We start from the raw sequence: 11,433 nt of genomic DNA on the forward strand, positions 1-11,433 counted from the left end.
CCGGCGACCAGCCGACCCGCGCCTCCTCGAGGCCCCGCGTCTCGCGGGCGCCTGCGCTACTTCTTCTTGCGCTCGGCGCGGAGCTTCGAGATCTCGTACAACGTGACCGAGGCCGCGATGCCGGCGTTCAACGATTCGACGGCACCCGTGATCGGCACCGACACGATCGCGTCGCAGGTCTCGGCGACGATGCGCGACAGGCCCTTGCCCTCGCTGCCGACGACGACCACGATCGGGCGGTCGGCGAGCTCCAGCCCCGGCAGCATGACGTCGCCGTCACCGTCGAGGCCCACGACGAACACGCCCTGCTCCTTGAACGACTTGAGGGTCTGGGTCAGGTTCGACGCCATCGCGACGGGGATGCGCGCGGCCGCACCGGCCGAGGTCTTCCAGGCCGACGCCGTCAGGCCGACCGAACGACGCTGCGGGACGATGACGCCCTGCCCGCCGAACGCGGCCACCGAGCGGATGATCGCTCCGAGGTTGCGCGGGTCGGTGATGCCGTCGAGCGCGACGAAGAGCGGCTTCTGCTGGCGCTTGACCGCGGCCTCGAGCATGTCGACGGGGTGCGCGTACTCGTACGGCGGCACCTTGAGCGCGACGCCCTGGTGCACGGAGTCGTGCCCGGTGATGCGGTCGAGCTCGGGGCGCATGACCTCGAGGATCGGTAGGCCGCGGCGGGTGGCGAGCTGCAGGATCTCTTTCGTGCGCTCGTCCATCTCGATGCGGGCCGCGATGTAGAGCGTCGTGGCGGGGATGCGCGTCCGCAGGGCCTCGACGACGGAGTTGCGACCGGTCACCATCTCGTGGTCGTCGGCCGACTTGGGGCGACGACGGGGGGCGTCCGGTCCGCCTCGACCGGCGATCGGCGACCCGGCACGGGGACCGGCTCCGCCACGACCACGGGCCGCCTCGAGTCGCTCGCGCGCCGCCTTGGCCTTGCCCGCGGGGTGGTACGGGCGGTCCTCCGCCGCGGGGGTGGGCTTCTTGCCCTCGAGCGCCTGGCGCCCCTGGCCGCCGCTGCCGACCTGCTTGCCCTTGCTGCCCTGACGCACGGCACTGCTGCCGGGACGGCCCTTGCGTGCTCCGCTGGTGTTCTTCACTGTTCGAGGCTCCAATGCGACCCGCTGGGGGTGTCTTCGATGGTGATGCCGGCGCCCGTCAGGACGCCTCTGATCTCGTCGGCCCGCGAGAAGTCGCGATCGGCCCGGGCTTGCTGGCGTTCGGCCAAGAGTACGTCGACGAGCGTGCCGAGCGCGCGGTGCGCGTCGACCTCGTCACCGGCGCGCCACTCGGGCGCCGTCGGGTCGATGCCGAGCACGGCCACCATGGCGGCCACGTGCTGCCAGGAGCGCGCGGCGGTGTCGAGGTCGCCGTCGTCGAGGGCCACGTTGCCGGCGCGCACCGTGTCGTGCAGCACGGCCACGGCCTGGGGGACGTTGAGGTCGTCGTCCATCGCCTCGCCGAACTCGTCGGGCACGACGCGGGCACCGACCCCGGCGAAGCGCGTGTCGGCGAGGCGACGCTGAGCCCGTTCGAGGAACGTCTCGACGCGGTCGAGGGCTGCCTCGGCCTCGAGCAGCGCGCCCTCGTGGTAGTCGATGGTCGACCGGTAGTGCGCGGCGCTGAAGAAGTAGCGGACGACGACGGGACGGGCCTGCGCCAGGAAGTCGGCGGCGAAGATGGAGTTGCCGAGGGACTTCGACATCTTCTGGCCCTCGACGGCGACGAGGCCGTTGTGCATCCAGTACGAGGCGAAGCCCATGCCGGCCGCGGTCGACTGCGCCAGCTCGTTCTCGTGGTGCGGGAACCGCAGGTCGAGCCCGCCGCCGTGGATGTCGAACGCCTCGCCGAGGTAGCGGGCCGACATCGCCGAGCACTCGATGTGCCAGCCGGGTCGCCCTTCACCCCAGGGCGAGGCCCACGAGGCGGACTCGGGCTCGTCGGCCTTGTGGCCCTTCCAGAGGGCGAAGTCGCGGGAGTCGCGCTTGCCCCGCGGGTCGGCGTCGGCCGCGGGTGCCATGTCGTCGATCGACTGGTTGGTCAGGGCACCGTACGTCGGCCAGGCGGCGGTGTCGAAGTAGACGTCGCCCGAGCCGTCCGGGGCGACGTAGGCGTGCCCCTTCTCGAGCAGCGTCGTGATGATCTGCTGCATCTCGCTGACGCTGGCGGTCGCCCGGGGCTCGTAGGTCGGCGGCAGGATGCCGAGCGCCTGGTAGCCGGCGGTGAACTCGAGTTCGTAGCGGTAGGCGCGCGCCCACCATTCTTCGGTCGTGTCGGCGGCCAGCGCGAGGATCTTGTCGTCGATGTCGGTGACGTTGCGCACGAGGGTGACGTCGAGGCCACGGTAGGTGAACCAGCGACGCCAGAGGTCGTAGACCAGAGCCGAGCGCAGGTGCCCGATGTGGGGCGACGACTGGACGGTGGGTCCGCAGACGTACAGCCCGACCTGGCCGGGCACGAGCGGGACGAAGTCGACGAGCGTCTGCTGACGGGAGTCGTAGAGCCTGATGGTCACGTGATCAGCCTATTTGACGCGGCTTCGGTCGCGTCGCCCGGGGACGCCCCGTGGCGCGTGGACGATCCGTCGTGCGTGACGAGTGCCGTCGCGATCACGGCCACGCCCTCGCCCCGACCGGTGAAGCCGAGCCCGTCGGTCGTCGTGGCCGACACGCTCACCGGGGCGCCGACCACGCGCGTCAGCCCCGCCTGCATCTCGACGCGGCGGGAGGACAGCCGGGGCCGGTTGCCGACGACCTGGACGGCGACGTTGACCGGAGCGGCCCCCGCCGCCGCGAGCAGCTCGAGGGTCGCCGTGAGGAAGACGTCGCCGGACGCCCCGGCGAACCGGGGGTCGTCGGTGCCGAAACTCGACCCGATGTCGCCGAGGCCCGCGGCCGAGAGCAGGGCGTCGACGATCGCGTGGGCGACCGCGTCGCCGTCGCTGTGGCCCGCGAGGCCCGCCTCGCCCGGGAAGTGCAGCAGCCCGAGGTGCATCGGCTGGGCCGCGTCGAACGCGTGGACGTCGGTGCCGACCCCGGTCAGGAGGCGCGGGGCCGGTCCACCGCTCGCCTCGGGACCCGGCCGGGTCGCCTCGGTCTCGGCGACGATCGTCTCGGCCCGGCGCAGGTCCCACGGGGTGGTGATCTTGAAGGCCACGGGGTCGCCCGCCACGACGCGGACGCGGTGACCGGCGGCGGCGAAGAGCGCCGCGTCGTCGGTGTGCTCGACGGACGCCGTCGCGTAGGCGTGGTCGAGGGCGGCGCGCGGGAACCCCTGCGGCGTCTGCATGGCGACGAGTTCGCTGCGGTCGACGGTGTCGACGACGAAGGCGGCGTCAGAGTCGACGCGTTTGATCGTGTCGGTGACCGGGAGCCCCGGGACGACGCCGTCACCGCTCGCCTCGACGGTCGTCGCGACCAGGTCGAACTGGGCGGTGGGCGTGAACGGTCGGGCGCAGTCGTGGACGAGCACGGTCTCGACGTCGGGCCCCAGGGCCGTCAGGCCCGCCGCGACCGATTGCTGGCGGGTGGCACCGCCGACGACGACGGAGGCGTAGTCACGGGCCGGGCCGGCGAGGGCGTCGACGAGGGTGCGGGACTCGTCGACGAGCGCCTCGGGCACGACGACGACGACCTGCGTCGGCACGGCCGAGGCGAAGACGGCGTCGAGCGAGCGTTCGAGGATGCTGCGCCCGGCCACCTCGACGAAGGCCTTCGGCTTGCCGAGCGCGAGGCGCGTGCCGCTTCCGGCCGCAACGACGACGACCGCCCGACCGGCGGCGAACGGGGTGTGGACCCCGCCGTCGTCGACCGAGCGGTCGTCGGGAGTGCTAGGACGCAAGGACCTCGTCGAGGACGCTCGACGCCTTCTCTTCGTCGGTCTTCTCGGCGAGCGCGAGCTCGCTGATCAGGATCTGACGAGCCTTGGCGAGCATGCGCTTCTCGCCGGCCGAGAGGCCACGGTCCTGATCGCGACGCCAGAGGTCGCGGACGACCTCGGACACCTTAATGACGTCACCGCTGGCGAGCTTCTCGAGGTTCGCCTTGTAGCGGCGCGACCAGTTGGTCGGCTCTTCGGTGAAGGGGGCGCGGAGCACGTCGAAGACGCGGTCCAGCCCTTCTTTGCCGATGACGTCTCGCACGCCGACCAGGTCGACGTTGTCTGCGGGTACTTCGATGGTCAGATCACCCTGGGTGACGCGAAGCTTGAGGTACAGCTTCTCTTCGCCCTTGATGATCCGCTTCTTGACTTCTGAGATTGTCGCTGCCCCGTGATGCGGGTATACAACGGTCTCGCCGACCTCGAACTGCATGAATCAGGCTCCATTCTGCGACACCCAGGATACCATAAGCCGTCGTTGGTAAGGCTGCCCTAAGGAACCGACCCCTGCGGGCGCGGATAAGCTGGCCGACGTACGTTTGTCGTGACGCTGATCCTGGAGGACACCTGTGCGAGCCCCAACCCTGAAGTCGCGTGGCTTGACGACGCGGCTCGTCTCGGCCGCCGCCGTCGGTGCCGTGGTCGTCCTGACCGCCGCCGGCTGCAACTTCATCAGCCCCCAGGCCACCACCAAGCAGTACGACGCGAGCGACGGCACGAGCGTCAACGTGGGCGCCATCCAGGTGCGCAACGCGATCGCCCTCACCGCGAGCGAGGGCGACGGCGGCACCGCCAGCCTCAGCATGGTCGTGCTCAACACGAGCGACGAAGCCGCCGAGGTCTCGTTCGAGTACCCCACGACCGACGGCAAGAAGACCCAGACCGTCGACGTCGACGGCTCGTCGCAGGTCTCGTTGGGCACCGAGCCCGGTCAGGACCAGTTCCTCATGGAGTCCCTCGACTCCGACCCGGGTGCCCTCGTGACGATCTTCGTCCAGTACGGCACCGAGACCGGCAAGTCGTTCGTCGTACCCGTCCTCACGGGCGCGCTGGGCGAGTACGCCACCCTGCTGCCCTCGCCCACGCCGTCCGGCGAGGCCACGCCGTCGTCGACGCCGTTGCCCGAGGCGACCCAGCAAGCACCCTCCTCGTCGCCGACGCCGTAGCGTCTCCGCCACGTCAGCCGAGAGGCCCGGCCCGCCGAGTGCGGTGCCGGGCCTCTCGCGTACTCCGTACACCGCGCCTCCTCGGGGCCGTCGGCGCGGTGGGGACGGGCCGACGGCCCGCCCTCGGGATCAGGCCTCGATGCGGTAGCCGAGACCGCGCACCGTGACGAGCGCCTTCGGCTCGGACGGCACGGCCTCGATCTTCGAGCGGATGCGCTTGATGTGCACGTCGAGCGTCTTGGTGTCGCCGAAGTAGTCCGAACCCCAGACCCGGTCGATCAGCTGACCGCGGGTGAGCACCCGGCCGGCGTTGCGCATGAGCAGTTCGAGCAGCTCGAACTCCTTGAGGGGCATGGCGACGTCGTCCCCGCGGACCGTCACCACGTGACGCTCGACGTCCATGCGGATGTCGCCTGCCTCGAGCATCGAGTCGGACAGGTCGTCGGGGTCGACGCGGCGGCGCAGCACGGCCCGGATGCGGGCGAGCAGCTCCCGCGTCGAGTACGGCTTCGTGACGTAGTCGTCGGCACCCAGCTCGAGGCCGACCACGATGTCCACCTCGCTGTCCTTGGCGGTGAGCATGACGATCGGCACCTGGGACCTGGTGCGGATCACGCGGCAGACCTCGGTGCCCGGGATGCCCGGGAGCATGAGGTCGAGCAGCACGAGGTCGGCACCGGTCTTGTCGAACGCCGCGACGGCGGCCGGGCCGTCCTCGGCCACGCTCACCTGGTAGCCCTCGCGCTGCAGGATGTAGGCGAGCGGCTCGCTGAGGGACTCTTCGTCCTCGACGATCAAGATGTGGGTCATCGGGTCTCCATGGTCATCGTGTCTCCTGGTGCTCGGGTGCCGAGGCGGCCGTGGTCGGGATCGATCGGGTGACGGGGTCGACGTCCGCCGCCGGCAGGCGCAGGGTGAAGGTCGACCCCTTGCCGACCTGCGACCAGACGCGCACGTCGCCGCCGTGGTTCTGCACCACGTGCTTCACGATGGCGAGTCCGAGTCCCGTGCCGCCGGTCCGTCTCGACCGGGCCGGATCGACCCGGTAGAACCGCTCGAACACCCGGTCGAGCTCGTCGTCGGGGATGCCGTAGCCCTGGTCCGTCACCGAGATCTCGACCACGCCGGCCTGGTCGAGGGTGGCGCCGATGCCGACCCGCGAACCGTCCGGCGAGTAGTTGATCGCGTTGGCGACCAGGTTGTCGACGGCCGTGACGAGCATCGCCTGGTCGCCGATCACGTGCGCGTGCTTGCCACCCCGGACGACGAGGTCGATGCCCCTCGCCTCGGCACCCACGCGGTTGCGGTCGACGGCGGTGTCGACCACGTGGCGCACGTCGACCGACTCGCTGGTCTCGAGGGCGTCGGTCGCCTGCAGACGCGACAACTCGATGATGTCCTGCGTGAGGCGGCCGAGGCGGCCGGCCTCTCGGGTCAGCCGAGCGGCGAAGTGGCGCACCTGCTCGGGGTCGGACGACGCGGACTCCAGCGCCTCGGCGAGCAGGCCGACGGCCCCGATCGGCGTCTTGAGCTCGTGGCTGATGTTCGCGACGAAGTCACGGCGCATGTCGTCGAGCCGACGACCCTCGGTGCGGTCCTCGGCGAGCACCAGCACGAATCGTCCACCGAGCGCGGCAGCCCGCACGTGCACGGCGATGGTGGCCTCGCTGCCGGGCAGGCGCGGGAGGGTGAGCTCTTCGACCACCGGGTCGCCGTGCCGACGCACCGCGTCCACGATCGTCTCGACCTCGGGATGCACGAGGTGCTGTTGGGCCGAGACCAGGCCGAGCTGACGTGCCGCCGCCGAGGCCTTGAGCACGTTGCCCGACGGGTCGACCACGAGGCCCGCCGACTCGAGTGCGTCGAGCACGGCGTCGATGCCGTCGGGCAGGGCGACGTCGACGAGTGCCGCGGCACGCACGGCTCGTCGGTGGGCCGAGACGACGACCACCACGATCGCGGCGCCGACGACGACCCCGAAGGCCAGCGACAACGGCACCAGCCAGGCGGATTCCATGTCGTTCACAGTAGTGACCCCCCGGCGGGTGCATGAACGGGAGGTCGTCCCATCCGCTGTACTTTGGTCAGAGTTCAGGCGGTGATCACCGGTCGTTAACCTTCACCGGAGACCATCGTCGGGACTGTGCGGGCGACTCTGCCCGACGTCACGAGCTGACCGTGCGACCCGCACGTCGCTCACAGCCACCGTGCTCCCAGGGCCACCGAGCCCCCACGACGAGAGGGTCGAACACGACATGCGCGAGGTATTCCAGCAGGAACTCCTGGAGGTGCAGGAGCGTCTCGTCGAGATCGCCGGCCTCGTCGCCGTCTCGATCGCGAACGCGACCACGGCCTTCAACGAGTCGAACGTCTCGTTGGCCGAGCAGGTCATCGCCGACGACGACAAGATCGACGAGCGCGCCATCGCCCTCGACGAGCTGGCCATCGACATCCTGGCCCGCCAGAACCCGGTCGCCCGCGACCTGCGCATCGTGGTCAGCGCGCTGCGCATCAGCGCCTCGCTCGAGCGCATGGGCGACATGGCCGAGCACATCGCCCAGCTCGCCCGCTACCGGTTCCCCGAGAAGGTCGTGCCCAAGTCGTTGCGTCCGACGTTCAAAGAGCTGGGCGAGCTCGACGTCGCCATCGCGAACAAGCTCACCGAGCTGCTCACGACCGAGGACGTCCGCCTGGCGGAAGAGATCCGCAACGACGACGACCGCATCGACGAGCTGCACCTCAGCGTCTTCGACAAGGTGCTCGGCGAGACCTGGAAGGGCGCGGCCGTCGACACGGTCGACTCCACCCTCGCGTCGCGCTACCACGAGCGCTTCGCCGACCACGCCGTCTCGATCGCCAAGAAGGTCCAGTACCTCGCGACCGGCGACTGGGTCGCGCCCGAGGTCTGATCGACCCTCGGACCACAGGAGGCGCGGTGACCGTTCGACGGGCACCGCGCCTCCTGCGTCCGGTCGGGCCTGCGTCGTCCGCGAGGATGGGGGCATGGCTTCAGTCGCGATCCTCGTCAACGGTCTGCCCGGATCGGGCAAGACCACCCTCTCGGCCACGCTCGCCGGGGTGCTCGGGTGCCCGCTGCTCGCGAAGGACCCCGTCAAGGAGGCGCTGGTCGACCTGGCCGGGCCGATGATCGCCCCCGAGGCCCTCGGTGGCATCGCGATGGACACCGTCTGGGCGATGGCGGGCGAGGTCGAGGCGGGCGTCGTCGTCGACGCCTTCTGGCACCGGGAGCGCGACCTCGAGTTCGCCCGGGCCGGCGTCGAGCGCGCCGGGTCGCCCCGCACGGTCGAGGTGTGGTGCGACGTCGACCCCGACACGGCGCTGCAGCGCGTGGTCGACCGGCTCGCGGCCGGCGGTCGGCACCCGGCCCACGGCACGGTCGAATCGACCCGGGCCTCGTGGCCGACGTGGGCCGCCGCGGCCGAGCCACTCGGCGACTGGCCCGTGATCCGCGTCGACACGAGCACGCCCGTCGACATGGACGACCTGGTGGTGCAGATCAGCGAGCGGTTCGTCTGACGACCGCTCCGAACCCTGTGGGGCCGGGGGTGCCGGACGCCGAAGCGCCCCACGCCCCCGAGAACGGGGCGCGGGGCGCGGGAACGTCGGGAGGCGCTATTTCTTGCCCTGGTTCGCGACGGCGGCGGCACCGGCGGCGGCGGCCTCGGGGTCGAGGTAGCGGGCCGGGCCGGTGGGCACGAAGTCGTCGTCGAGCTCGTAGACGAGCGGGATGCCCGTGGGGATGTTCAACTCGGCGATCTCGTCGTCGCCGATGCCGTCGAGGTGCTTCACCAGCGCCCGCAGCGAGTTGCCGTGTGCGACGACGAGGGTGACGTCACCGGCGGCCAGGCTCTCGGTGATGTCGCTGTGCCAGTAGGGCAGCATGCGCTCGATGACGAGGGCGAGGGACTCGGTGCGCGGCGCGTCGATGCCGAGTTCGGCATAGCGCTTGTCGTGCGCCTGCGAGAACTCGCTGTCGTCGTCGAGCGGGGGCGGCGGCACGTCGAACGAGCGACGCCAGGTCTGGAACTGCTCGGGCCCGTACTGCTCGAGCGTCTGGGCCTTGTCCTTGCCCTGCAGGGCGCCGTAGTGGCGTTCGTTGAGTCGCCACGACCGCTTGACGTCGATCCAGAGCCGGTCGGCCTCGTCGAGCGCGATGTCGGCGGTCTGGATCGCCCGGGTCAGGCGCGACGTGTAGAGGATGTCGGGCAGGAGGTCGGCCTCGCGCAGCAGCTCGCCGGCCCGCTTGGCCTCGGCGCGGCCCTGCTCGGTGAGCCGCACGTCGACCCATCCGGTGAAGAGGTTCTTCGCGTTCCATTCGCTGTTGCCGTGACGCAGGAGGATGAGGGTCGAAGTCATGCCGCCAGCGTATCGCGACGGCCCGATGGCAGACTTGGCTCATGCCCATCGGTTCCGTCACGCGAGGGACGACCGGCACCAACCGCCTGCGCCGCGTCGATCGCTGGATCGCCGCACACCCGTCGTTCCGGCGGGCGGACGACCCGCTCGTCGTCGACCTGGGGTACGGGGCGAGCGCGACGACGCCCCTCGAACTGCACCAGCGCCTCCTGAAGGTGCGCGACGACGTCGAGGTCGTGGGCATCGAGATCGAGCCCGAGCGCGTCCGGCTGGCGAGCCTCTCGGCGCGGCCGGGCGTGAGCTTCCGGCGGGGCGGCTTCGAGGTGCCGCTCGACGGCGACCGGCGACCCGCGGTGATCCGGGCGTTCAACGTGCTCAGGCAGTACGACGAGTCCCAGGTCGCCGACGCCTGGGCGTTGATGACCGGCCGGCTGCAGCCCGGAGGCGTCCTCGTCGAGGGCACCTGCAACGAGGTGGGGCGAGTCGCGAGCTGGATCGACGTGACCCCCGAGGGGCCCACGACGTTCACGATCTCGCTGCGCCTGGCCGGGCTCGAGCTGCCCTCGATCGTGGCCGAACGGCTGCCCAAGGCCCTGATCCACCGCAACGTGCCGGGTGAGCGCGTGCACGACCTGCTCGTCGACCTCGACCGGCAGTGGGCGGTGGCGGCCCCGCTCTCGGTCTACGGGCCGGTCCAACGGTGGCTCGCGACGGTGCAGGGGCTCCGCGACATGGGTTGGCCGGTGCTCGGCGGGCGGTCCCGCTGGCGGCTCGGCGAGCTCTCGCTGCCCTGGGCCGCCGTGACGCCGCGCGACTGAGCCGGGTCGAGCCCGGTCGGGTGGGTCGGGGCGAGCCGGGTCGGGTCGGGGCGGGGCGGGGCGGGTGTCCTCAGACGTGGGCGAGTCGGCCTCGGGCCTCGTCGTGGTCCAGGCCGGTGGCCATGAGCAGGTCGACGAGCAGCGGGCGCAGCATCAGCACGACCATCGCCTCGGTCACGGGTGCCCCGGGCAGCACGACCGTCGGATCGAGTCGACGGGCGACGGCCGACAGGGCCTCACGGGCGACGGGCCGCTGCTCGACGTCGTGCACCGACCGGCCCAGCACGGCGACCGCGCGCGAGGTCGACTCGAGGAGGTCGGCCAGGGCCGACCGGTCGACGCCGTCGCCGAGCTGCGTGTCGAGCCGTCGCGCCACCACGCGCAGGTTGCGCACGGCGAGGTCGACGTAGCGCCGGACCGTCGCCTGCTGCCGCAGGTCGGGCAACCGGGAGCGGAGGAACGGTGACAGCCGCGCGATCGACTCGGCGGACTCGAGGGTGGACGACCAGTCGTCGAGCACCGGCTGGGTCGACCGCAACCGCTCGAGGGCGTCGTCGGCCCGCGGGGCGTCGTCGGCGCGGAGGGCGCCGACGAGCGCCGCGAAGGCCCGGTCGAGCTCGTCGAACAGGCGCCGGGCGTCGTGGCGGGCCAGGCCGACCGGGTCGCGCGGCACGATCGCCGTGACGAGCAACGCCACCGCTCCCCCGACCGCGCCGTCGATGCTGCGGACGAACGCCCCTCCGTCGGGGTCGGGCAGCAGCATGACGAGCATCGACTGGGTCGCGGCGGCCGCCGCGAAGGCGCTGCTCGACGAGAAGAACCGGGCGACGAGGAGCGTCACGAACAGCACCAGGGCGATCTGCCACAGCCCCTTGCCCACCACCATGAGCAGAACCTCGCTGAGCGCGATGCCGATGAGCACGCCGACCGCGTTCTCGAGCACCCGACGCGGACGGGCGTCACGGGCCAGGCCGAGCGACGAGATCGTGACGGTCACGGCCAGCAGGGGGACCGCGTGCCCGAGTCCGTAGTGCGTGATGGCGTAGGCCCCCGCCACGGCGAGCACGATCTGGACGATCGCCGGACCGGACGCGATCGTCCGCGCCGTCGCGTCGCGCACGTCGAAGGACGAGGAGGCGCGGTGCCAGCCGCGTCGCAGCCCGCCGCCGCGCGTCGGCCCGGTCACGACC

At 71.5% G+C, this 11,433-nt stretch carries 12 protein-coding genes; 4 read left to right on the forward strand and 8 right to left on the reverse strand.

The window, feature by feature from the left end; genetic code table 11:
• Positions 1–56: 56 nt before the first annotated feature.
• From rlmB to ASL10_RS00510, 4 genes are read right to left on the reverse strand one after another with little or no spacing between them, the layout of a single operon-like run.
• Positions 57–1,103 (reverse strand): 23S rRNA (guanosine(2251)-2'-O)-methyltransferase RlmB, encoded by a 1,047-nt coding sequence (gene rlmB / locus ASL10_RS00495; RefSeq protein ID WP_056043187.1) that lies wholly within the window; start codon positions 1,101–1,103, stop codon positions 57–59.
• Positions 1,100–2,518: a cysteine--tRNA ligase gene (cysS, locus tag ASL10_RS00500; RefSeq protein ID WP_056043191.1), complete on the reverse strand. Its 1,419-nt coding sequence runs from the start codon at positions 2,516–2,518 to the stop codon at positions 1,100–1,102. The genes rlmB and cysS overlap by 4 nt, the downstream gene beginning before the upstream one ends.
• The gene (gene ispD / locus ASL10_RS00505) at positions 2,515–3,843 is read right to left on the reverse strand and encodes a 2-C-methyl-D-erythritol 4-phosphate cytidylyltransferase (protein WP_056043196.1); all 1,329 of its coding nucleotides are present in this window, start codon (positions 3,841–3,843) and stop codon (positions 2,515–2,517) included. Before ispD ends, cysS begins: the two co-directional genes overlap by 4 nt.
• Positions 3,833–4,315: a CarD family transcriptional regulator gene (locus ASL10_RS00510; protein ID WP_043597211.1), complete on the reverse strand. Its 483-nt coding sequence runs from the start codon at positions 4,313–4,315 to the stop codon at positions 3,833–3,835. Before ASL10_RS00510 ends, ispD begins: the two co-directional genes overlap by 11 nt.
• Before the next feature lie 166 nt (positions 4,316–4,481).
• Here ASL10_RS00510 and ASL10_RS00515 point away from each other — a divergent pair, with 166 nt between their 5' ends.
• Positions 4,482–5,048, forward strand: a complete 567-nt coding sequence (locus ASL10_RS00515) for a hypothetical protein (RefSeq protein WP_056043199.1) — start codon at positions 4,482–4,484, stop codon at positions 5,046–5,048.
• A gap of 129 nt (positions 5,049–5,177) precedes the next feature.
• Here the strand turns inward: ASL10_RS00515 and ASL10_RS00520 are convergent, their stop codons facing one another.
• Both ASL10_RS00520 and ASL10_RS00525 read right to left on the reverse strand, forming a co-directional pair.
• Entirely contained in the window at positions 5,178–5,858 is a 681-nt protein-coding gene (locus ASL10_RS00520) for a response regulator transcription factor (RefSeq protein WP_056043202.1), read from the reverse strand.
• Positions 5,859–5,871: 13 nt separating this feature from the next.
• On the reverse strand, positions 5,872–7,065 hold the full coding sequence (locus ASL10_RS00525; protein WP_056044479.1) for a cell wall metabolism sensor histidine kinase WalK: 1,194 nt from the start codon (positions 7,063–7,065) through the stop codon (positions 5,872–5,874).
• A 238-nt stretch (positions 7,066–7,303) separates the two neighbouring features.
• On the opposite strand from ASL10_RS00525, the gene phoU reads away from it, so the two are divergent.
• Positions 7,304–7,957, forward strand: coding sequence for a phosphate signaling complex protein PhoU (gene phoU / locus ASL10_RS00530; RefSeq protein ID WP_043597221.1), 654 nt, complete (start codon positions 7,304–7,306; stop codon positions 7,955–7,957).
• Positions 7,958–8,051: 94 nt separating this feature from the next.
• The gene (locus tag ASL10_RS00535) at positions 8,052–8,585 is read left to right on the forward strand and encodes an AAA family ATPase (RefSeq protein ID WP_056043205.1); all 534 of its coding nucleotides are present in this window, start codon (positions 8,052–8,054) and stop codon (positions 8,583–8,585) included.
• Between the two features lie 96 nt (positions 8,586–8,681).
• Here the strand turns inward: ASL10_RS00535 and ASL10_RS00540 are convergent, their stop codons facing one another.
• Positions 8,682–9,425 (reverse strand): phosphoglyceromutase, encoded by a 744-nt coding sequence (locus tag ASL10_RS00540; RefSeq protein ID WP_056043208.1) that lies wholly within the window; start codon positions 9,423–9,425, stop codon positions 8,682–8,684.
• A gap of 41 nt (positions 9,426–9,466) precedes the next feature.
• On the opposite strand from ASL10_RS00540, the gene ASL10_RS00545 reads away from it, so the two are divergent.
• Positions 9,467–10,243: a hypothetical protein gene (locus ASL10_RS00545; protein WP_056043213.1), complete on the forward strand. Its 777-nt coding sequence runs from the start codon at positions 9,467–9,469 to the stop codon at positions 10,241–10,243.
• Positions 10,244–10,313: 70 nt separating this feature from the next.
• Here ASL10_RS00545 and ASL10_RS00550 read toward each other — a convergent pair whose 3' ends face one another.
• Positions 10,314–11,429 (reverse strand): aromatic acid exporter family protein, encoded by a 1,116-nt coding sequence (locus ASL10_RS00550; protein WP_162234585.1) that lies wholly within the window; start codon positions 11,427–11,429, stop codon positions 10,314–10,316.
• Positions 11,430–11,433 lie beyond the last annotated feature (4 nt).

The sequence above is a fragment of the Frigoribacterium sp. Leaf8 genome (assembly GCF_001421165.1).
In the GTDB taxonomy this organism is placed as follows: domain Bacteria; phylum Actinomycetota; class Actinomycetes; order Actinomycetales; family Microbacteriaceae; genus Frigoribacterium.

What these genes read in the sequence shown, in the direction of transcription:
- ASL10_RS00540 (WP_056043208.1), bottom strand. Translation starts at nt 9,425, where the DNA reads ATGACTTCGACCCTCATCCTCCTGCGTCACGGCAACAGCGAATGGAAC.
- ASL10_RS00535 (WP_056043205.1), top strand. Translation starts at nt 8,052, where the DNA reads ATGGCTTCAGTCGCGATCCTCGTCAACGGTCTGCCCGGATCGGGCAAG.
- ASL10_RS00545 (WP_056043213.1), top strand. Translation starts at nt 9,467, where the DNA reads ATGCCCATCGGTTCCGTCACGCGAGGGACGACCGGCACCAACCGCCTG.
- ASL10_RS00510 (WP_043597211.1), bottom strand. Translation starts at nt 4,315, where the DNA reads ATGCAGTTCGAGGTCGGCGAGACCGTTGTATACCCGCATCACGGGGCA.
- phoU (WP_043597221.1), top strand. Translation starts at nt 7,304, where the DNA reads ATGCGCGAGGTATTCCAGCAGGAACTCCTGGAGGTGCAGGAGCGTCTC.
- ASL10_RS00520 (WP_056043202.1), bottom strand. Translation starts at nt 5,858, where the DNA reads ATGACCCACATCTTGATCGTCGAGGACGAAGAGTCCCTCAGCGAGCCG.
- ASL10_RS00525 (WP_056044479.1), bottom strand. Translation starts at nt 7,065, where the DNA reads ATGGAATCCGCCTGGCTGGTGCCGTTGTCGCTGGCCTTCGGGGTCGTC.